The sequence below is a fragment of the Flavobacterium terrae genome (genome assembly GCF_900142035.1).
Classification (GTDB): domain Bacteria; phylum Bacteroidota; class Bacteroidia; order Flavobacteriales; family Flavobacteriaceae; genus Flavobacterium; species Flavobacterium terrae.
This window is the reverse complement of the sequence record NZ_FQZI01000001.1, coordinates 717,541-740,677: the sequence shown is the minus strand read 5'-3', so window position 1 is coordinate 740,677 and position 23,137 is coordinate 717,541. Positions and strand designations below refer to the sequence as shown.

The window sequence follows — 23,137 nt, the reverse complement described above, 5'->3', positions numbered from 1 at the left end:
TTTTCTATAATTAATTTAAAATTCTTATTATTTCTTTTCTTCTAATTTGTCTTCTGCTGTAGCTACAACTGTAGAATCTAACACTTTAGCTTGAACTGGAGCTACAACTGGCTTTTCTTCAGCTTTTTTAGATGCTAAATCTTCTTTAACAGCATTAACAATAGTCTTCTTATCTTTTAACCAAGCTTGAAAATCTTGAGGAGTATCTACAACGATTTTCATTTGCATGTTGTAGTGAGATGCACCACAAATTTTGTTACAAAGTAATAAATAGTCAAAAGTGTAAGGATCAAGAGCTGTTTTACCTTCTGCAACTAATTGAGCAGTTTTCTTAGCTCTTATCTTATTGATATTCGAAACTTTTTCAACAATTTCTGGTTGCTGACGCATTTCGTCAGTAGTCATTGTTGGTCTAAAAGCAAACTCAGTTACCATTCCTGGAACACAGTTCATTTGTGCTCTAAAATGAGGCATATAAGCTGAGTGTAAAATATCTTGAGAACGTAATTTGAATAAAATCTTTTTCCCTTTAGGAATGTGCAATTCAGTTACAGAAATATCATCTTGTGCATTAGGATCATTAACATCAACACCCATTGTGTTAACACCTTCGATTAATCGTACATTAGCTTTACCTAGAACATTATCTTTTCCAGAATAACGAGCTTCCCAGCTAAATTGTTTTGCATATAATTCAACAACCATAACATCTTCATCTTCATCAACGAACATGATGTTTGTCCAAGTATATAATCCATAAAGAATCAAACCTGCTAAAACGATTACTGGAATAATAGTCCAAATGAATTCTAATTTATCATTATCAGCATAGTACAAAGCTTTTTTATCTTTTGCTCCTCTATATTTGAAAGCAAAATAATGCAATAAAACTTGAGTAATTGCTTGCACAAAGAAAATGATAGCAAATGAAATATACATTAAGTTATCATAATCAGGTCCATGCTCTGAAGCAGGCGTTCCTAATACTAAGTGTCCCCATTTAAACATTCCATATATCATGAAGATATAAAGGAATGCAAGAAAACCAAACATTAAATATCCCTGTACATTATTATCATTATCAGTAGCAATTTGAGAATCCTCTTTTTTATTGCCTACCTGAGTTAAGTCGAAAATTTTAGTCATTTGCCAAATAGCAATTGATAATAAGACTAAAACTATAATAACCAACAAACTTGTCATCTGTTTTCTTGTTTAAATATTAATAATGGAAATGCTTACTTTCTTCAATTAGCGGATTACCTTTTGCTAACAATGGAGCTTTTGTTAAAGCTGAAAATACAACATAAATAAATAATCCTGCAAAGAATGCTACTGAACCTAACTCAGCCGCACCAATGAACCACTGATCTCCAACTGTAGCAGGGAAAATCATATTGTGGAAATCTAAATAGTGACCTGATAAGATTATGATACCTGCCATCCATATAATCCAGGGCACACGTTTAAAATCGGTGTTGATAAGGATTAAGATTGGGAATACGAAGTTCATCACTACCATTCCGAAGAAAGGAAGGTTATAATGTTCTATTCTGAATTTGAAATAAGTAACCTCTTCTGGGATATTAGCATACCAAATCAACATGAATTGAGAGAACCATAAATACGTCCAGAATACAGAGAAACCAAACATATATTTAGCCAAATCATGAATATGACTGTTATTTACGAACTCTAAATATCCTTTAGATTTTAAATATAAAGCAACCAAAGCTATTACAGTAATAGCACTTACTACAAAACTAGCAAACACATACCATCCAAATAATGTACTGAACCAGTGAGGATCTACCGACATGATCCAATCCCAAGACATCATTGACTCAGACACTAAGAAGAATGCTAAGAAACCAGCAGATGCTTTAAAGTTTTTCTTGTAATATGATAAATCATTAGTTTCATCTAAAGCAATTGAGTTTTTTCTAGTATAAGTTCTATAAAGAATCCATCCGCCTAAGAAAACAACTGCTCTAATTAAAAAGAAAGGGACATTTAAATATCCTGATTTACCTTGAATTAAATGATCTTTAGCAACTACTTCTGGATCCATCCAAACAAATAAATGATTGAAATGTAAACAAGATAAAACTAATAATACAAATAAGATAATTCCACCAGGAACAAGGTAAGCGGTGATTGCTTCCATTACTCTAAATAACACTGGAGACCAACCTGCTTGTGAAGCCCATTGGATAGCATAGAATGCTAATACCCCTAATGCAATTAAGAAAACAAATAAAGCTCCAACATACAATGCAGCCCAAGGTTTGTTTTGTAATTGGTGTAAAACGTGTTCTACGTGTTCTTTATGCTCGTCTGCATGTGCGTCACCGTGAGCCGCTTCAGCGTGTGCATCTTTAGTATGTGTATCGTGAGCAACAGGTTTTGCAGCTTCAGCTAGATGCGCTTCTTCTAAATGAGTAGCAACAGAATCTAATCCGTGAGCAACTACTGTTGCAGAATCTTTAACGGCTTCAACCGCATGTTTTTCTTCTGCATGAGCTGGTGCCGCTTCGTGCTTTGCCTCACCGTGTGCAGCAGGAGCAGCATGGTGTTCACCATGAGCATCAGCTGCTAATATTTTTTCTACGTCTTCTGTATTTTTAGGTGCACTGAAAAAACCATAACCAATTCCTAAAAGTCCTAGAACCATTAAGATGATTGCTACGTTTTTTAATTTGCTTGAAAATGTATACATAACTTAATCGCGTATTTATTATTTTAATTCAGACTTAAGTTTCATCACATACTCAGCAACTTGCCATCTTTCTTTCTTTGACAATTGATTAGCATGAGATCCCATTGCGTTTAGACCGTAAGTTTCTACATGGAAAACACTTCCAACAGTAATCGCTCTATCTTTATAACTAGGTACACCTAAGAATTTTTCTCTTTGAACCAATTTACCTTTTCCATCACCTTTATCACCGTGACAAGAAATACAGTAGATATTAAATAAATCTTTACCTTTTTCTAAATTCGCTTCAGATGATTCTAAAGGCGAATTCATACCTTTTGAAGCCTCATACCCTGCTGGAGTATTTGGCAATTCATAAGGAACAAAGCCTCTTTTAATTGAACCTTGAGCTGGCAATTGTCCTTCTTTCCCATTTTTGAAAGCATTAGACTCTGAATAAGTTTCATACGCAACCGATTCATACATGTTTGGAAAAAACTGATAATTCGGTTTTGTTGTATCTTGACATGAAAACAGCAATGAAGATAACCCCATTAAAGCTGTTAGTGTATATACTACTCTTCTCATAATTCTGATTAATGCTTTTCAACAACTTTAACTTCAACTGCTCCTGTACTTTGCAAGAATGAAGTTAATTCGCTTTCGTTATTATTTACGGCAACTTCCATTAAGAAGTGATCGTCTGTTGTACGAACATCAGGGTTTTCAGCCTCTTTGAAAGGCCATAATTTACTTCTCATATAAAAAGTAATTACCATTAAGTGGGCAGCAAAAAATACCGTTTCTTCAAACATAATTGGAACGAAGGCTGGCATATTTTGAATATAACTAAAACTTGGTTTACCACCAATATCCTGAGGCCAATCCTGAATCATAATGTTATTCATCAACCAAGTAGCAAATGCCAAACCGGTTAATCCGAATAAAAAGGAACAAATGGCAATTCTTGTCGGGGCTAATCCCATTGCTTTATCCAAACCATGGACAGGAAATGGAGTATAAACTTCTTCAATATGGTGATGTGCGAGTCGAGTTTGCTTTACAGCATCCATCAAAACATCGTCATCATTATATAGGGCATGTATTACTTTGTTACTCATGACTTATTAGTGATTATCGTGATTATGACCGTTTTTTTCTCTTTCTCTTTTGTAGTTTTCTCCTGAAGATTTCAAGATAGTTTTTACTTCAGCCTGAGCAATCACTGGGAAAGTTCTTGAATACAATAAAAACAATACAAAGAAGAATCCGATAGTACCTACAAAGATACCGATATCAACAAATGTTGGTTGAAACATTGTCCATGATGATGGAAGGTAATCACGGTGTAACGAGGTTACGATGATTACGAAACGCTCAAACCACATTCCGATGTTTACAACGATAGAAATAATGAAAGAGAACATGATACTGGTTCTTAATTTCTTAAACCACATGAATTGTGGAGAGAAAACGTTACAAGACATCATTGCCCAATATGCCCACCAGTAAGGTCCTGTTGCTCTGTTTAAGAATGCATATTGTTCATACTCTACTCCTGAATACCAAGCTACGAAAAGCTCTGTAATATAGGCACAGCCTACAATCGAACCAGTAATCATGATTATGATATTCATTAATTCGATATGCTGAATAGTGATATAATCTTCCAGGTTAGATACTTTTCTCATAATGATAAGCAAGGTATTTACCATCGCGAATCCAGAGAAAACTGCTCCTGCAACGAAGTAAGGAGGAAAGATAGTTGTATGCCATCCTGGAATTACAGAAGTAGCAAAGTCCATCGATACGATCGTGTGTACAGAAAGTACAAGAGGAGTTGCTAAACCAGCTAATACCAAAGATACTTCTTCAAAACGTTGCCAGTCTTTTGCTCTACCCGACCATCCGAAAGATAGTATAGAATAAATTCTTTTTGTAAAAGGTGTCACCGCTCTATCTCTCAACATCGCAAAGTCAGGTAATAAACCAGTCCACCAGAAAACTAATGATACCGATAAATACGTTGAAATCGCAAATACGTCCCAAAGTAACGGTGAGTTAAAGTTAACCCATAATGAACCAAATTGATTCGGAATAGGTAAAACCCAGTATCCTAACCATGGACGACCCATGTGGATAATTGGAAACAAACCAGCTTGAACTACCGAGAAAATTGTCATTGCTTCTGCAGAACGGTTAATAGCCATTCTCCATTTTTGACGGAATAATAATAGTACTGCAGAGATTAGGGTTCCTGCGTGACCGATACCTACCCACCAAACGAAGTTAGTGATATCCCAAGCCCAACCTACTGTTTTATTTAATCCCCATGTTCCAATACCTTCGGTAATTGTGTATAACATACAGCTAACTCCCCACAAAAAGCAAGCAAGCGCTATGTAAAATACTGTCCACCATTGTTTATTGGCTTTACCTTCAACCGGAGCGGCTACATCAATTGTTACATCGTGGTAGCTTTTGTTTCCAAGTACTAAAGGTTTTCTAATGGGTGCTTCGTAATGAGACGACATAATCCTTTATCTTATTTCTTATTAATATTAATTTCTAACTTTTACGTGATATACAACATTTGGTTTTGTTCCAATATGCTCTAATAAATGGTAAGCTCTCTTATCTTCAGCTAATTTAGCTACTTGAGATTCTTTATCATTTACATCACCAAATACCATAGCTCCTGATGTACATGCATTTGAACAAGCTGTTTGGAACTCACCATCTTTCACTAAACGACCTTCGTTTTTAGCTTTTAATTTAGTTGCTTGTGTCATTTGGATACACATTGAACATTTTTCCATAACCCCACGAGAACGTAAGTTTACATCTGGGTTTAATGCCATACGACCTAAATCATCATTCATATGGTAGTTAAACTCTTCATTTTTGTTATATAAGAACCAGTTGAAACGACGTACTTTGTAAGGACAGTTGTTTGCACAGTAACGAGTACCTACACAACGGTTATAAGCCATATGGTTTTGACCTTCACGTCCGTGAGAAGTAGCAGCAACTGGACAAACAGTCTCACACGGAGCGTGGTTACAGTGCTGACACATTACTGGTTGGAAAGCTATTTGTGGATTCTCTGATGGATCTTCCATTTCTCTTAGTGTAGAAATAGAATCCATTAAACCTGAACTAGCAGCTTTAACTTTGTTATCACCTTCAAAAGTAGTTTCAGAAGAATAGTATCTATCGATACGTAACCAGTGCATATCACGGCTTCTTCTTACTTCAGATTTACCTACTACTGGTACGTTATTTTCAGCATGACAAGCGATAACACACGCTCCACATCCTGTACAAGCATTTAAGTCGATAGATAAATTAAAGTGGTGACCTATTGATCTATCAAAAGATTCCCATAAGTCAACTGAAGTTGCAGCAACTTCTTTATGATCTAAAGAAACAACTGGCATTACATTCCACTCAGCAGCATCTTTAGTATTGAATATTTCTAATGAAGTTTCTTTAATGATATCACCACGACCCATTAAAGTTTTTTGTAACTGAACACATGCAAATTCATGCTCACCATCTTCTTTCTCGATAGAAACACTTTGCACATTATTGAAGTTACTATATAAAGCGTAAGCGTTAACACCTACTTGCATTTCTTCTTTTAATGAAGCTTTACGACCATAACCTAAAGCTAAACCAACAGTTCCTTTAGCTTGACCAGGTTGAATCATTACTGGCACTTTTTCTAACTTCACTCCATTAGCAGATAAAGTTACATAGCTACCATTAAGACCACCATTAGCAACATTCCAGTTTTCAAGTCCCCATGCTTCAGCATCAGCTTTAGAAACTGTTACATAGTTATCCCAAGAAGCTCTAGTGATTGGATCTGGAAACTCTTGTAACCAAGGATTGTTCGCTTGTTGACCGTCACCCATACCTGTTTTAGTATATAATACTAATTCAGTTTGAGTTCCTTTAGCTTTTGCTAAAACACCAGCAGCAGCATTAAAATCTGCACCAGCACCTGCACCAGCAGCAGCTTCTGAAACAGCTACACCATCATGAACTAATTGATTCCATGATTTAGCACCTGACCAAGAAGTACGGATATAATCATAATAAGTTTGTGCATTTCCAGTCCATGATAACAATGCATCTTGGAATTGAACTGTATCAAACAATGGTCTGATTGTAGGTTGTGTAATAGCATATTGTCCTTTAACAATACTTACATCACCCCATGACTCTAAATAGTGTGGAGTTGCAACAGCTACTGAAGAAGCTAAAGCCGTTTCATCTTCTTTCATTGTGAAAGTAGCAGCTAATTTTACTTTTTTCAACGCAGTTGCAAATTCAGCTCCGTTTGATAAAGTATAAACTGGATTAACACCATTCATAATCAAAGTATGAACAGCACCAGAATTCATGTCAGCAATTAATTGCTTAACCTCTGCATTATTACCTTTACGGATTTGACGTGAATTAGCCGGATTGAAAGCCTCACTTGATAAAGCTCTGTTGATTGCCAATACTAACAATTGAGCATTTTTATCATCAATACCTGAAACTAAAACACCTTTGCTACCTGCAGCTTTTAACTGTTGAGCAGCTTTAGTCACTACATCTTCTCCTTCAAATTTTGAAGTAGAAACAGCAGCACCTGTAATTACATTATATATTTTAACTAATGCTTGTTTTTGATTAGCAACAGTCATAGGCACACGTTTATCAGCAGCAGCTCCAGACAATGTCATGTTAGCTTCGAACTGATAGTGCTTAGACATTTTTCCGTTTTGAGGAATACGTCCTTGAGCATAACCCGCATCAAATCCTCCTCCTTGCCAATCTCCTAAGAAATCTGCACCTACAGAAACAATTGTATTAGCTTTTGAAAAATCGTAATCTGCTAATGCTCTTTCTCCATAAACCATTTGGAATGCATCCAAAGCGTCTGAAGAAGAAACTGCATCATATACAACATGTTTAGCATTAGGATTAGCAGCTAAGAACTGACCAATTAATCTATCTGTTGAAGGTGAAGCAGAAGTATTTGTCAATAAAACAACTTTACCTCCTTTAGCTTTAGCCTCAGCAACACTAGCTTTAATTTTAGCGTTAGCCTCATTCCAAGTTGTATCTTTACCAGCAATTTTAGATGTTTTTAAACGTAAGCTATCATATAATGATAAAACTGACGCATGAACACGAGCATTTGCATGGAAATTTGCTCCTTCGATTTTGTTATTTTCAACTTTGATAGGACGACCTTCACGAGTTTTTACTAAAATGTTAGCAAAATCGAAACCATCCGAAAATGATGTAGCATAATAATCTGCTAAACCAGGAATGATTTCTTCAGGTTGAACTACATAAGGAATTGACTTATGCACTGGACCTTCACACGCAGCTAAAGTAGCTGCAGCTGTACTAAATCCAACGTACTTAAGAAAATCACGACGTGTTGTTGAAGAAGATGCTAACGAAGCAGCATCACCTAAAAACTCATCAGTTGGAATTTCTTCAACAAACTCGTTATTTCTAAGCGTCTCAACAATAGAGCTATTTTCGTTTAGCTCCTCAACACTTTTCCAGTATTTTTTGTTAGATGACATATTGTATATAAAAATTAGCTTCTTAATAAATAATTAGTAGTGACATTTACCACATTCAAGACCTCCCATTTGTGCAGCAGTTAATTTGTCTACACCATATTTTTTAGAAAGTTCAGCATGAATTTTTTCGTAGTAAGCATTTCCTTCTACTTTAACATTTGTCTCACGGTGACAGTTTACACACCATCCCATTGTTAATGGAGAATGTTGCTTCATGATTTCGAAAGTCTCAACTGGACCGTGACAAGTTTGACATTCAACACCTGCAACAGAAACGTGTTGAGAGTGGTTGAAATAAACGAAATCTTGTAAGTTATGAATTCTAACCCATTTAACTGGCTTAGTTTTTCCTGTGTATTTTTGAGCGTTTTTATCCCAACCAACTGCATCATATAATTTTTGAATTTCAGCAGTATAGAATTCTTTAGTGTATTCAACATAAGCTGAATCTTTATCACCTTGGAATTCAGAAATGTTTTTATGACAGTTCATACAAACATTCAATGAAGGAATACCCGCATTTTTACTTACACGAGCTGCAGAGTGACAGTATTTACAATCGATACCATTGTCACCAGCGTGAATTTTGTGTGAATAGTGAATAGGCTGAATTGGAGCATAATCCTTATCAACACCTACCTGCATCAAATATCCATAGATAAAATAAGCACTTGTAAGCATTAATAAAATTACTGAAACCAATACCAAGAATTGATTTTTAGCAAATGCTCTCCATAAAGGCATTAATGAAGGAGTTTTTGAGTCAACTTCGATACCATTAGCTTTTGAAATTTTACCTAAAGCGTTGTTAACCATAAACAACATTCCAACTAAAACAGCTAAGATTCCTGCCAATAAACCTAAAATTAAGTTATTAGACAATCCTCCACCAGTTCCAGCTTCCGCAGAATTTGAACCTGTCGCTGGCTTCTCAGGTACCGGAGCAGGCTCAGAAGTATACGCTAAAATGTTATCGATATCAGCATCTGACAATTGAGGAAAAGCAGTCATCGCTACTTTATTAAACTCCTCGAAAATTTTAACAGCATCTGCATCACCAGAAGCAATTAATCCTTTTGAATCTCTGATCCATTTACCCAACCAAGCCCTATCACGACGTTCCGCAACACCACGTAAAGCAGGTCCTGTCATTTTTGCATCTAGCTTATGACAAGCCGCACAATTTGCATTAAACAAAGCTTTTCCAGCAGCAGCATCACCCGCAGCAGCAGGAGCCGCAGCAGCATCAGCAACCGGCGCCGTAGCAGCCTGATCTTGAGCAAAAGAACTAAAAGAAACAGATAATAATAACGAAAGACTTAACGTTACTACTTTAAAAATCGATTTATGGTTTCCCACTTTTTTCATATATTAAATGATTAACATCTAAGTTTGGCACAGAATTTTCAATACTTTTCAGTAATAAACAGAATATGCCATTTAAAAACTCCGACAAAAATACGACTTATGAACTATTCTCAAAACCTTAAATATATCTTAATTATTAATTTATATTTATTCTAAATAATATTTTTTAACCGAATAAAGACTTAAAATGTACTTTTGCCTCAAATAACATTCATTATGAAAACATTAACAATTAAGAACCTATTTTATATCAGCATTTTAGCAATTTTCAATTCTTTAAACATTTACAGCCAAGAAGGGAAAGTAACAGTAAATCAAGATCAAAGATTTGAACAATTACTCAATGAAAAAAGAAAAATTAACAATTCAATTACTATTAATGATCGATTTAAAATTCAAATTTTCACTGGAAATGCAGAATTAAGCAAAAAGGCTTTAATAGATTTTAGAAAATCAAATAAAAAAACCGATGCCACTATCGTTTTTCATACTCCTATATATAAAGTATGGGTTGGAAATTACAAAACACGCATAGAAGCAGAAAAAAAACTTATGGAATTTAAGAAAAAATACCCGAATGCGTTTTTAGTTAAGCCAAACAAATAAAGATCTAAGACTCAATACTATTTTAACAAAAGATATTGAGTCTTTTTTTTTAAAACCATTATATTTGGTTTAACCAATTAATAGAAAATGAAAACAAAAATATCTTTATGCGCATTAATTGTTGCTCTAGCTTTAGTTTCTTGCAAAAAAGAACTAGAACCACAAGAAAGTTCTACTGCTGTTAGAGCAACCGAAACCCCAAATACAAATAAAACTGCAAATGTTACACCAGTTCAACAAAGTACAACACAAGCAGTAACAACAAATTCGACACAAACCACTCCCGCTGGGATTAACCCTCCTCACGGACAGCCTGGACATAGATGTGATATTGCTGTTGGCGCTCCTTTAGACTCCAAACCAAATTCACAAACAACTCAAGTAACACCTACTGCACAGCCATTACAAATTCAAAATCAGACAATAACAGCAACTCAACCTGTTAAAACTGCCAAAGGAATGAATCCTCCTCATGGCCAACCTGGCCACAGATGTGATATTGCTGTTGGAGCTCCATTAAACTCAAAACCCAACAGTACTACAACAACAAAAGATAATGGATTAGGAATGACTGTTACTCCCGCAAATGTTTCATCAGACGGCAAAGTAACCCCACAAAACACTACTCCTGCGTTATTAACTACAGGAAACTCCACGACCGAAATAACAGCTCCTGGCATGAATCCTGCTCATGGTCAGCCTGGACATAGATGTGATATACCAGTAGGATCACCACTTAACCAAGAAAAGAAATCAGAATAAATAAAAGAGAGCCCTAAGGCTCTCTTTTTGTTTAAAGACTAATTAATCATGTCTTTATCATTTAACTCAATTTCTTGTATCTTTTTATAATCTTCATTTAACTTTTCTTCAAGTTCTTTTTTATCCTTTTCATTTTTTAAATACAAAAAACGAACGAGAAAAAAAGCAAGAATAACAACAAGGATTATATAAAAATAATATGTTTTCATAACTCAAATATTTAACTAAAGGTACTCATTAAAAAAAGACCAAAGGTTACCAAAAGGTTAAATATTTAAATCTATTTACGAACTGAGTGTAGTAATTTAATCTTCTGTTTACTTATTTTCATATTCAATAGCAACTTCCAAAACTTTACCCCTACCTTCCATAATTCCTTTGATAGTTTCTTTTACAATTACATCTATCCTAATCCCTTTTCACTGAGTTTCTACTTTATTTGGATAAAAAGACCAAATCAAGTGAACAATGTTCTTATTGATTTTATAATGTCAAATCTTGAAACACCTCCATCAGTTCATGTTGTTTGACTACCAATTTTAATTGTATATAGGTACGCTACACTTTGTAAATTGTTTCTAACTTTTCTATTTCTTGAATTTACATTAATGACTCACCACAAGAAAATAAGCTTGCAATCCAGAGGGCAATTAATTATTTTTTTTAACAAATTGTTAGCTCCTGAAAAAACAAGACTTACTGTTATTTAAAGGTTTTACTAAATAATGGGTTTCAGTATTTAAATTGGTTAATTTAATTACAATAGATTGTCATTGCAATTTAAAACAAAAGCAAACTTTTCCAGTATTATATACTCTTCTTCAAGATATTTAAAAAAATTAACTAGTTCCCCAACTCCAATTGATTTTTTACTAAATTAAAGTAATCTCCTTTTATTTCTACAAGTTGTTGGTGATTACCTTGCTCAACCACTTGCCCTTGTTTGAGGACTATGATTTGATCTGATTTTTTAACAGTAGACAAACGATGAGCAATAATAACAACTGTTTTACCTCTAAAAAACTCTTGAAGATTATCATGTATAATTTTTTCATTTTCAGCATCTAGAGCAGAAGTAGCTTCATCAAAGAAAATGTATTCAGGATTTTTATATACAGCTCTAGCAATTAAAATACGCTGCTTTTGTCCTCCGCTTAACTCAATACCAGAGTTTCCAACTTTTGTATTAAAACCCATTGGCAAAACCTTTATAAGTTCTAATATATTTGCGATCTTAGCGGCATTAATTAATTTTTCTTCATCAATTGTTTCATCAGCTAAAGCAATATTTTCAGCAATTGTTCCACTAAAAATTTTTCCATCTTGTAAAACAATACCGCATTTATTTCTCCATTGATTTGAAGAAACATCAACTAAATTAAGTTGATCCAACACAATACTACCTTTATTGGGCGGATAATAAGATAGTAATAATTTTAAAAGAGAGGTCTTGCCACTTCCACTGGAACCTACAATAGCAGTGACACTATTTTTAGGTATCGCAAAAGATATATTTTCTAATACAAAAGGATTAAAATTTCCGGGGTATTTAAAGGATACATCCTCAATATTAATTGCATCAAAAGATAAATTATCTACATCAATTTTTTTGTTTGTATCTTCTTCTTCATTCTCATAAATTTCACCTATACGCTTATTTGCAATTGTAGCATCCTGTGTATCTCTGACAAAACCAACCAAATTTTGAATAGGGTTCGTTAACTGTCCTATGATGTATGATATACTTAAAAGTGTACCTAGTGTCATATTGCCATTTATTATAAAATAAGCGCAAATAGCAATTGCAATAATTTCTTTAAATTTACTTAAAAACTCGACCCCTATGTTTTGATACATATTCAAAAATAAATTTCGAAGTTCTAGTGCATTTAGTTTTTTTTGAACATTTAAAATTTTATTGACTGTTTTATATTGGGCGTGGTTTATTTTTATCTCAGGCATATTCATAATAAACTCATAAATCCCATTACTATTTTCAGATTGCCCAAGAAACATAGCATATTCTAGCATAGCTCTTTTGCGTAAGAAGAAAATAACCCAAAGAATTGAAACAATTGACAAAGAAATATAAATGCCGAAGATGACAGGGTTAAAATAACATAATAAACCACTAAATATAATTATGTTAAGGATACTCAAAGAAAAATCAATCCCTTTCCACGTTACAAAATTTTGAATTTTATTTTGATCTTGTATTCTCTGCAATGTTTCTGTATTTAAACGAGTATCAAAAAAACGAACAGGTAATCGCATTAATTTTAATAACAAGTTTTCTTTTAAAAGAATACTCAACTGGTAATTTATTTTCGTTAAAAATAAAGTACTTAAAAAATCAGAAATAAAACTAGATATAAAAAGTACCATTTGTGCACCTAAAAAATAGTATACAACATTGATATCTTTTAAAGTAATTCCAGAATCAATAACCTTTTGAAAAGTAAAAGGGATATAAAAAGAAGTTATTAAGCTAACAATTAACAATAGAATTGAACTAAAATATTTCCATTTATTATTTTTTAAAAAAACTAATGCTGATATGAATGCAGGAGATTTAAATAATGATTTTTTCTCTTCATTCTTCCACTCAAACTCTTTAAAACTATCTGTTACTTGAAATACAATACCTACGCCTTTTTCATTATTACCCTGCCATTCTTTTAAAAAAACACTACTATCAATGATGATTTTTCCATAGCCAGGGTCAAGTATATGATAAAATGTTTCTCCTTTTTTGCGGGTTATTTTTTCAAGTACAACAAAATGGTCTTGCTTCCAAAACAATATACAAGGCAACGGAATTTGTTCAAGTTGGTCTTGTGCTAATTTTAATGGCGTAGCTTGAAAACCTACGTTAGTGGCTACTTCAACAATATCTTGAATGGATACTCCAATACGAGTAAATTCAAACTGTTTTTTAACCTGAGACAATGAAATTTTTTTTCCATAATAACTGATTATCATGGACAAACAGGCAGCACCGCAGTCAGTGCTTTCAAGTTGATTATAAAAAGTTATTTTAGGCTTCTTGTAGAACAGCATTTTCTTGTAATATTTCCTCGATTTTTGTAAAAACAACTTTATCTTTTTCAGATTCGTCTCCATGGAAAACACAATAATCTTCTCCTTCATTCTCCATAGCATGTTGTGTACAACCTCCATTACATAAAGGCATAATTCTGCAAGAAAGGCAAGGCTTATTTTTAAATTTAGAATCCATTCTTCTATCTAAGTAGCCGTTTTCCCAAATTAAATCACCATCTTGTGATATATAACCTGCTCTATTTTCAGAGAGAAAATCTCTTGCTGTACATTTAAACAAGTCACCATTGTAATTTACAGTAGCACTATTTCTTTTGTCTGCATAGCAAGAATCTTTCACGTTATTAGGTGAATAGACAACATTTGTAACAAATCCTTGAGCTTCCATTTTTGCAACATTATCCATTACAATCGTACTTGTATCATCTAATTGATCGTTTTGCCAAACTCTATGAAAGTCAATTACTAATTTTTCTTTTCTTATATCTAGTGGTACATCTTGAAGATCCTCAATTATTTTATAACAGTTATGAATATTCTTATCTGTATAATTAATACGTAGAGTAATTCTAAAACGATCGTTTAATAATAGTTTGGTAATATTTGCCATAATTTCAGCATAACTCCCTTTCTTTTTATTTACAAATCGAACTTCATCATGCTCTTCTTTATAACCATCTAAAGTAATTTGCAAATGAGCATACATATCATGCTTTTTAAAATAATCAATGAAAGAATCATTAACTAAATAACCATTTGTAGTGAAACTAACAGAATATTTTTTATCAAACAAAATACTTTGTTCACGAACATGATCAATAAGGGGTTCGACATTTTTCTTAAAATATAACAAAGGCTCCCCTCCGAAAAATGATAGAGAAAATTGTTTTAAATCTGGTTTTGATATTGTCTTTGTAGCAAAAAGTTTTACAGAATCTAAAACCGAGTAATCCAGCTTTGAATCTTTGATATGAGTTTCATAACAGTACCAGCATTTAAAATTACAATTCATCGTTGGATTTACTGTTAAATGAAAAAAATCTGTATTTTCATCAACCTCTTTACTTATTTTCTTAACTTTCTCAATTTCATTGATTGAATCATCAATTAAAAAATTATTAGTTACTAAATACTCATAAAAAGTGGGGTGTATATTTTGCAAACCATTAATTCCTTCACTAATGGCAGCTTCGAGTATAAGTTTTAAGTCATTTTCAATAAATAAAAATTTTTGCTCAAATGAATTATACAAAACAAACTTATTTTTATAGGGCAAAATAGTATTAAATTGGCTATATTTTTTCATGATTTTATCGTTTAAATTTATTTAAATTAAACATGAGATTATCCTTTCCATTACTTTTTAAAAAAAATAACGGATAGAAATATCCCTAATTTAAATTTCAACTATTTTTAGTACCGCAACCAGAAACACAGTTGCCTACACAATTAGAATTTTTTCCCTTGGCTTTTTTAGGCTTTTGTTGGTTGCATGTTGCTGCTGCACAGTTCCCTCCTTTGCAATTATTAGCCCCTTCTTGTTGTTCATTAACAGTATTTTCTAAGGTAAACACTTCTGAAAAACCACCAACAAGTTTTTGTGATTCATTTAATGATAATCTAGAAAATTGATTAATTGTGTTCATATTTTGTTTCTCTAAGTTTGTTTTCACTAATTTGCAATTTACTAAATTTTATCATAAGCATCACTTGCCTACATAGCAGGCAAGTGATTTAAAAATTACTTATCTATGAAGCACAAATAAATTTATTAACAGTTTGTCCTGTACCACAACCAGCAACACAGTTCCCTCCATTACAATTGTTAGTAGTGCCTTCATCACCAACTGCTTCTTTTAACCCACCTACTAATGCTATTGAAAAACCACCTTTTAATGTTTCCCCTTTAACTTCAAGTGCTTCAAATTTTGATAAATCGAAGTTTTCTATTTTATTTATTTTCATTTTTTATTAAAATTTAGAATTATTTATTATTTCTGCTTATTATTTCTCCGAGCAGTCGGATAATTTGCGCAAATAGTTATTTAAAATTCCTGTTTTTTGCATTGTACACTACAAATTACAGGAGTTTAAATATTTTTTAATTTATTCTATTTTTCTCTTGTTCATTACTCACTTTTCGATTCCTTGCATTTACTTTACTGCTCCCCATTTTATAAACAAGTTGTACCCCTATATATCTTGAATCATAATAGCCTTTGTAACTTGCATCAAAGCCATTGCGAATACTGGAATTATTAAAATCATTAGTTTTTAATATATTTTCCACAGCGAATGTTGTTTGCAGTTTTCTATTTAAAAAAGAAGCCTGAACAAAAAAACTAAGGTAGGTTCGAGCATAATTATACGTTAAATCACCTGATTGATTAGGAAAATAGTGAGTTACCTCAAACCCGCTTGAAACTGTTTTATTTAGTATAAAATTATTTGAAGAACTTATGTATGCACTAAAACTTTCATTGCTTTGTGGTGTGACTGGATAAATATAAGAATCAGAATGTTGAAAAAATATAGATATTGTATTTTGGTTTTCCCACCATTTCTTTCCTGTATAACTATAATTTTGTGTTATACCTGCACTATAATTACTAAAATAATTTAGTCGTGTAATTCTTTGCACATAGTCATCTGTATTCAATGTAACAACTTGTCCGAAGTTATTTACACCTTTACTAAAATACACAGTAGTGTTTAAATTGTCTTTGTAATTATAATTAAGTTCAAAATTATTTGCAATCCCTGGAATTAGATTTGGATTGCCTTCAGAATAAGAATACTGTGAACTATACCATCTAAACGGGTTTAAATTATTAAAATTAGGTCTAAAAATTCTTTTCGAATAACTTAGAGTTATTGTTTTATTGTCATTGATCTTATGCAATAAGTAAAGAGTTGGAAACCAACGGAAATAACTATTTTTATTTACTTGATTAAGCGAGATTGAATTTCCTTTAGTTTGAGTATTTTCTACACGTAACCCTACTTGCAAATCCCATTTATTTTTTCCAAAAGATTTATTCCCTGAAATATAAGCTGCTTGAGTATTTTCAATATATTCAAACACATTACTTTGAGCATTATTAAGTGTAGGTTGCATTCCTGACAGATCATAAAGAGCAATGTCGTTATTTGTATTTGAAAAAGAAAAACGTAAGCCATAATTGATTTTTGCCCATTTTAGTGGATGATCTATATGAACCTGAGCGCTTAAATTTTTAATATTATTCTCCGTTTGGTTCAAAGTATTTTGACTTCCATTTTGTAAACCAGACTGCGAATTAGCCGTTGTAGCCGTATAAAAATTACGATTATTTGTCGATTTATAATCTAAATAGTCTATATCTAAACTCATTTTTCTTCCTACGGTATCCAAATCCATATTGGTATGAGCATTTAACGAATTTAAAATATTTTTTTTTCGATTTTGCCCATTAGAGTTTATAATTGCGTTTGTATTTTGTGAAATATTATCTGTCATAGTTGCTAAACTAGCATCATTTATATCAGGCTTATTAAAACTCCCTATATATTGTACACCAAAACTCCATTTCTTTGAAACTTGATAATCATACCCTAAACGATTACCCCATAAATTAGTATAATATTTACCAGACCCTTTGCTTTCCCATAACTGTGTTGGGTATTTTATAATAGATTCTTCAAGTCCATAATAGCTCCCATTAGAATAATTTGTGCTAGCTACCATGGTATGTTTATCTTTTTGAAAAGTAAAAGTACCACCTGTACCACTTGTACCATAAGTAGCTTGTCTATAACTACCTTTTAAACTTGCACTCCAACTGTTTTGTTTTACTTTTTTTAAAATAATATTAACAAGACCACTATTTCCTTCTGCACTGTACTTCGCAGGAGGTGTTGTAATCACTTCTATTGATTTTATATTGTCTGCTGTTATAGTTTTCAAATAATTAATTAATTCTTCTCCTGACAACTGCACTAATTTATCATTAACTAGCACTCCCATATCACTTTTACCAATCATAGCTATGGTTTCATTTTGCACTCTAATTCCAGGAGTGACTTTTAAGGCATCAAGTGCATCACCGCTAGAAGCTCTAACGCTGTTCTGTACATTAAAAACCAGTCTATCAACTTTTCGTTCAATTAATTTCTTTTTTGTTGAGATAACTATCTCTTCTAATTTTTTTGAATCATCAACATTGAGTATCCCTAAGTTTGTATTTTGAAAAATAGTTACATTTTTTTCCAGTAAGATAACACCTAGCTGTTTAATTTGTAAAATATAATTACCTTGATTAATCGTAACTTTAAAATTACCTTGTTCATCTGTAAGTTGGCTCACAAGTGCACTATTTTCATTACTTAACACAATTACCTCAGCTGTAGCTATAGTCGAGTTGTCTTGACCTACAACAGTTCCAGTAATATCAAATTGTGCTTGCATTATAAAAGGTACTAAAGTGAATACTAATAACAGATTTTGTTTTAACTTTTGCATTTCCAGCTTTTAATTTGACTTTAATGATATATAAATATTGTATATTGATTCATAAATTTATTTGCACTTCCTATAAACTTAGGTTGATTCCGAAAATTAAAATACAATGACTGTTGGTTAATAGCTATTATTTGCCCACTAAATAGTTAATCATATTGAATTTTAACCCTTAACTAACGCGAAGGTTTATAGAGCTTCCTCTTGAAAATAACTAACCCAAAAGCAGTTGCACTATTTCACTAATGGGAGATTATAATACATTATATTCTTTCGATGAAAATGATTAGAGTAAAAAATCACATTTACTAAAATTAGCATCATTCCTTGGTTCGTATTTTGTTATTTAATTATGAAATCTAAAATCGACAACGAACTATCAAAAATCTTTGTTTAGTTTTGCACTTAATTTTCTTTAAGCAAAGGAAAGCGAGGGAAATGAAGTGTGCAAATGAGCCTAGGGAAAATTTATCAATTTACACTTCAAATTGATAAATACACACAAATTAGCATTGATTATAAGATATTTAAGATGAAAATAAAAACAAACAAGTTTACAATATCCTTGAAGTTTAAAACTTTAATTTTAATTTATTTATTATCTTTTAGCTTATCAAAAGCTCAAAATCTTAAAAATGATACTTTATCTAAATATAACTATGAAGAGTTAAGAATAAAGATTGTACAAAATTTAAACAAAGAGCCATTTGTAAAAACTTACAGTGATTATTACCTAAAAAAAGCTCTTAATGAATCGAACCAAGATCATATTATAAAAGGATATGAATTCAAAATTGATGTTTCATCAGAAAAAGATGCTATAGAGTATGCAAAACTTATGCTAGTGTATATTCAATCGAATAAACCTTCATTAGTTTTTAAGTATTTTTTAAAACTGGGAGATATTTATTATAGAACAAGACAAAATAGTAAATCATTAAAATATTATTTGTTAGCATACAAAAAATGCAACAAAAAAGATCTAAAAGGAGTTAATGAAATAAAGATGCAAATAGCCGCTTTAAAATGTTTGCTATGTATGTATGATGATTCAATCATAATATTAAATGAATTAAAAGACTATTGCACTATAGAAAATCCCAACCTAAAACTCTATTTCTATTCATTACAAGCTGAAAACTATTTAGGAAAAAACAACCTTCAAAAATCCAAACTCTTTATTAATTCAGGTCTAGAATTATCAAAAAATTTAAAAGAGGAAAGCCTAGTCAAAATTTTCAAATTATTAGAGTCAATTTATCATTTTAAAAACAAAGAGTTTCAAAAATCTTTACAATATTTACTTAAATCAATAAATTACACAACTACTAAAAATGATTTCACCGTTTACTCTATGACAAGCTATTACATAGGGAAAAATTATGAAAAATTACATTTAAATGAGAAAGCTATTCTTTATTTTAAAAAAGTAGATAGTATATTTTCTAAAAAAAATGATATTTATCCTGACAATATAGATGCTTATGAATTTTTAATTTCCTATTATAAAAAAAAGGGGGATATTAATAAGGAGTTGTATTATTCAAAACAATTAATCAAAGCAGATAAAGTCTTTTACTCAAATAATAATGATTTAGAGGGATTTGTGCATAAAAATTATGAAATCCCAAAATTATTAGATAATCAAAGAGAAGTAGAGAGAAAAATGAAATTAAAACAAACAATACTCCTTACAATAGTTATTATAATCAGTATTGTTTTTTTAATAGTCTTATATGTATATTCATATCGTAAAAAAAGAATGAAACAAAAAATAAGTATTTTACAAAATGACTTAGATACTTTCTTAAACATTCAGCAAAAATTGTATGAACAAAAAAGTAAAAATCAGATTGAGACAAAAAACCTTACATCTATAAAATCAAAAGAAGAACTTATACCCAATAACGAAAAGAAAAAATTACCTGATGAGAAAAAAGAGCAAATTAAAAAAGGATTAGATTTATTTGAATCATCAAACGGTTTTTTAATTAATGAGTGTTCTCTCGAGTTTTTAGCAAAAAAAATAAATACGAACAAAACCTATTTGTCGCAATATTTGAACGATGATTTGGGATTTACTTATACTAATTACATTAATAATTTAAGAATAAATTATTTTGTTTATTTACTCAAAACGGAAAAAAAGATTAAGTTTTATTCTATTGAATCAATATCTGAATTATTAGGATATAAGTCTGTTAAAGTTTTTAGTAATGCTTTTAAAGAAAAAATGGGAATTCTCCCATCTATATTTATCAAGAAGTTTGAAACACAAAATATTGAAAATCAAAACAAATAAGGTAAAATTGATATATCTAACCTTATTGTTTTTTGTTCTAAAGCAAAATCAATATAGTTTCGCTTCAGAATTTAAACTTAAAATAATATGAAAAAATCAAATTTTAAAAGCAAACTGACATTCAATAAACAAACGGTTCATATTTTTGAAAGAAAAGAGTTAAATTTAATTTTTGCTGGTAAATCTGGAGTAGTTGACAATGGAAATGGAATTGACAATGAAATTGACAATGGTGGTGGTGGTGGTGTAACAACTATGATCAGTCGTGTTACCAAAGGTTAGAATAATTTAATGCCTTGATTTCTCAATTAAGGCATTTTAACAATTTTAAAATGAAAAGAATCTTCTTATTATTTCTAGTTTTAAATTTTAGTCATTATACATTTGCTCAAATAAAAAATGTAAATAAAAAATTCTCTAAATTTTATACTTATATAAATCATTGGCAGCATTTGGATATAGTTCAAGATACTGTACCAGGTGTGAGTTTAGACAAGGCTTATAAAAAACTAATTAAAAAAAGGAAAGGTAATCAAGTAATTGTTGCGGTTATAGATTCGCAAATGGACATTAATCATGAGGATTTAAAACAAGCCATTTGGATTAACAAAAACGAAATACCTAATAATGGAATTGATGACGATAATAATGGATATATTGATGATGTAAATGGTTGGAATTTTTTAGGAAATAAAAATGGGGATAACATTATTTTTACTAACACGGAATCAGATAGGATATTTAAAAAGTTTAAAAGTAAATATAACCTAACTACTAAAAAATTTAACGGAAATAAATCAGACTCGTTAACTTATTCCAAAGCTCTAATTGAACATGAATATGATTTATCCTACATTAAAAGTTTAGAAGAAACAAGTGTTTTTTTTCAAACAACTTTTCCTAAAGCAAAAAAAACCATTTTAAAATTCTTTCCAAATGGAAATTATAATTTAAAAAAAATTGATAGTTTATATCAAAAATATAAATTAAATGATAACGCGGATGATGAAACAAAACAGCATATTTATTTTATAAGAGACGTCCTAAAATTAAACCTGTCACAAGAATGGTTTGATAATTATGAAATGTGCTTCAAGGGACAAAAAGAGAATACCTATAATCCAAATTATTATGATAGAAAATTAATCGGTGATAATGACGATGATTTAAATGACAAAAACTATGGAAATGGGAATGTCTCAAAATATGCAAAAGAAACATGGCATGCTACTCAAGTAGCTGGTATAATTGCTGCAAATAGAGAAAATGAGATAGGAATTAAAGGATTTGGTAATCAAATAAAAATTATGCCTATTACAGTTTTTGGCTTTGGTTATCAAAATGATAAAGATGTTGCTTTAGCGATTAGATACGCAGTAGACAATGGTGCAAATGTTGTTAATATGAGTTTTTATAAAACAAGTTCGCTTCATAATGATTGGGTTATAGATGCCTTAAAATATGGAGAGCAAAAAGGAGTTCTTTTTGTGATAGCAGCTGGTAACGACGGTATTGATAGCGATAAAACCTTAACTTATCCAAATGATTATACTGAATTAGGTAAAGAACTTTGTAACAATGTAGTCAATGTAAGCGGTATAGGTTACACTTTCCCAGAATTCATTACAAGTTGGACGAATTATGGTAAATTGTCTATAGATGTATTTGCTCCTTGTGAGGATCTTTATACCACTGATGCTTCTTTTGGTTATGTAACAAATTCTGGAACATCATTATCTGCAGCAATCACCTCTGGTATAGCAGCCCTAATATGTTCACATTATCCTAAGCTAACTCCTGCACAAATTAAACAAATTTTACTTGATTCGAGCGTTAAATATGATCTTGACGTTCAAGTACCTGGCGAAAAGGAAGGCACTCTAAGGCCTTTTAAAGAGTTGTCAAAATCAGGTGGTGTTGTCAATGCGTACAATGCGTTATTAATGGCAGAAGAAATAAGTAAAAAAAAATAGTTCACTTTTATAAACAGTCTCACCCAAAACTTACACATTTCTCAATATCATTGAGTTTGCAATTTTTTAGCCTTAACTTTAAGCCTATTAGTTTACTTTTTATAAAAAAATAATTTGGGTTTCTGACTATATAATATTTTGTTCAAATATCAAAAGTACTTTTAGGAATATATATTTCAAAATATGATGTTAAATACTTCTGAATAAAAGAAATTCCCTCACAAAGACAATCAAAACAATTCCTGTCAATTTCTATGCCCATTAAACTTCTTT

At 31.4% G+C, this 23,137-nt stretch carries 18 protein-coding genes; 5 read left to right on the top strand and 13 right to left on the bottom strand.

The window, feature by feature from the left end:
* Window positions 1-27: 27 nt before the first annotated feature.
* From BUC09_RS03355 to BUC09_RS03325, 7 genes are read right to left on the bottom strand one after another with little or no spacing between them, the layout of a single operon-like run.
* Window positions 28-1,203, bottom strand: a complete 1,176-nt coding sequence (locus tag BUC09_RS03355) for a cytochrome c oxidase subunit II (protein ID WP_073308662.1) — start codon at window positions 1,201-1,203, stop codon at window positions 28-30.
* A 19-nt stretch (window positions 1,204-1,222) separates the two neighbouring features.
* Complete coding sequence (locus BUC09_RS03350) at window positions 1,223-2,719, bottom strand: quinol:cytochrome C oxidoreductase (RefSeq protein WP_073308660.1); 1,497 nt, start codon at window positions 2,717-2,719, stop codon at window positions 1,223-1,225.
* 18 nt (window positions 2,720-2,737) lie between these two features.
* Window positions 2,738-3,286, bottom strand: a complete 549-nt coding sequence (locus tag BUC09_RS03345) for a c-type cytochrome (RefSeq protein WP_073308658.1) — start codon at window positions 3,284-3,286, stop codon at window positions 2,738-2,740.
* Between the two features lie 8 nt (window positions 3,287-3,294).
* The gene (locus BUC09_RS03340) at window positions 3,295-3,819 is read right to left on the bottom strand and encodes a DUF3341 domain-containing protein (protein WP_073308656.1); all 525 of its coding nucleotides are present in this window, start codon (window positions 3,817-3,819) and stop codon (window positions 3,295-3,297) included.
* Window positions 3,820-3,825: 6 nt separating this feature from the next.
* The gene (gene nrfD / locus BUC09_RS03335; RefSeq protein ID WP_073308654.1) at window positions 3,826-5,232 is read right to left on the bottom strand and encodes an NrfD/PsrC family molybdoenzyme membrane anchor subunit; all 1,407 of its coding nucleotides are present in this window, start codon (window positions 5,230-5,232) and stop codon (window positions 3,826-3,828) included.
* A gap of 27 nt (window positions 5,233-5,259) precedes the next feature.
* The gene (locus BUC09_RS03330; RefSeq protein WP_073308652.1) at window positions 5,260-8,295 is read right to left on the bottom strand and encodes a TAT-variant-translocated molybdopterin oxidoreductase; all 3,036 of its coding nucleotides are present in this window, start codon (window positions 8,293-8,295) and stop codon (window positions 5,260-5,262) included.
* A gap of 33 nt (window positions 8,296-8,328) precedes the next feature.
* Window positions 8,329-9,663 (bottom strand): c-type cytochrome, encoded by a 1,335-nt coding sequence (locus BUC09_RS03325; RefSeq protein WP_073308650.1) that lies wholly within the window; start codon window positions 9,661-9,663, stop codon window positions 8,329-8,331.
* Window positions 9,664-9,879: 216 nt separating this feature from the next.
* On the opposite strand from BUC09_RS03325, the gene BUC09_RS03320 reads away from it, so the two are divergent.
* The gene (locus BUC09_RS03320; protein WP_073308648.1) at window positions 9,880-10,269 is read left to right on the top strand and encodes a sporulation protein; all 390 of its coding nucleotides are present in this window, start codon (window positions 9,880-9,882) and stop codon (window positions 10,267-10,269) included.
* 87 nt (window positions 10,270-10,356) lie between these two features.
* Window positions 10,357-11,031, top strand: coding sequence for a hypothetical protein (locus BUC09_RS03315; RefSeq protein WP_084127077.1), 675 nt, complete (start codon window positions 10,357-10,359; stop codon window positions 11,029-11,031).
* 38 nt (window positions 11,032-11,069) lie between these two features.
* Here BUC09_RS03315 and BUC09_RS14740 read toward each other — a convergent pair whose 3' ends face one another.
* The 6 genes from BUC09_RS14740 to BUC09_RS03290 form a co-directional block, all read right to left on the bottom strand.
* A complete protein-coding gene (locus BUC09_RS14740; protein WP_159432932.1) occupies window positions 11,070-11,240 on the bottom strand; it encodes a hypothetical protein in 171 nt (56 codons plus the stop codon).
* Between the two features lie 634 nt (window positions 11,241-11,874).
* Window positions 11,875-14,091: a peptidase domain-containing ABC transporter gene (locus tag BUC09_RS03310; protein ID WP_073308646.1), complete on the bottom strand. Its 2,217-nt coding sequence runs from the start codon at window positions 14,089-14,091 to the stop codon at window positions 11,875-11,877.
* Window positions 14,069-15,397, bottom strand: coding sequence for a radical SAM/SPASM domain-containing protein (locus tag BUC09_RS03305; protein ID WP_073308644.1), 1,329 nt, complete (start codon window positions 15,395-15,397; stop codon window positions 14,069-14,071). Before BUC09_RS03305 ends, BUC09_RS03310 begins: the two co-directional genes overlap by 23 nt.
* 97 nt (window positions 15,398-15,494) lie before the next feature.
* Complete coding sequence (locus tag BUC09_RS03300) at window positions 15,495-15,737, bottom strand: hypothetical protein (RefSeq protein WP_073308642.1); 243 nt, start codon at window positions 15,735-15,737, stop codon at window positions 15,495-15,497.
* Window positions 15,738-15,840: 103 nt separating this feature from the next.
* Window positions 15,841-16,056 (bottom strand): hypothetical protein, encoded by a 216-nt coding sequence (locus tag BUC09_RS03295; RefSeq protein ID WP_073308640.1) that lies wholly within the window; start codon window positions 16,054-16,056, stop codon window positions 15,841-15,843.
* Between the two features lie 136 nt (window positions 16,057-16,192).
* On the bottom strand, window positions 16,193-18,592 hold the full coding sequence (locus BUC09_RS03290) for an outer membrane beta-barrel family protein (protein WP_073308639.1): 2,400 nt from the start codon (window positions 18,590-18,592) through the stop codon (window positions 16,193-16,195).
* 529 nt (window positions 18,593-19,121) lie between these two features.
* On the opposite strand from BUC09_RS03290, the gene BUC09_RS03285 reads away from it, so the two are divergent.
* The 3 genes from BUC09_RS03285 to BUC09_RS03275 all read left to right on the top strand — a co-directional run bounded on the left by BUC09_RS03285 (window position 19,122) and on the right by BUC09_RS03275 (window position 22,864).
* Window positions 19,122-20,891, top strand: coding sequence for a helix-turn-helix domain-containing protein (locus BUC09_RS03285; protein ID WP_073308638.1), 1,770 nt, complete (start codon window positions 19,122-19,124; stop codon window positions 20,889-20,891).
* 87 nt (window positions 20,892-20,978) lie between these two features.
* Window positions 20,979-21,173, top strand: a complete 195-nt coding sequence (locus BUC09_RS03280; protein ID WP_073308637.1) for a hypothetical protein — start codon at window positions 20,979-20,981, stop codon at window positions 21,171-21,173.
* 50 nt (window positions 21,174-21,223) lie between these two features.
* Window positions 21,224-22,864 carry a S8 family serine peptidase gene (locus BUC09_RS03275; RefSeq protein WP_073308636.1) on the top strand — a complete coding sequence of 547 codons (1,641 nt, stop codon included), beginning with the start codon at window positions 21,224-21,226 and terminating at the stop codon, window positions 22,862-22,864.
* The last annotated feature ends 273 nt before the right edge of the window (window positions 22,865-23,137 follow it).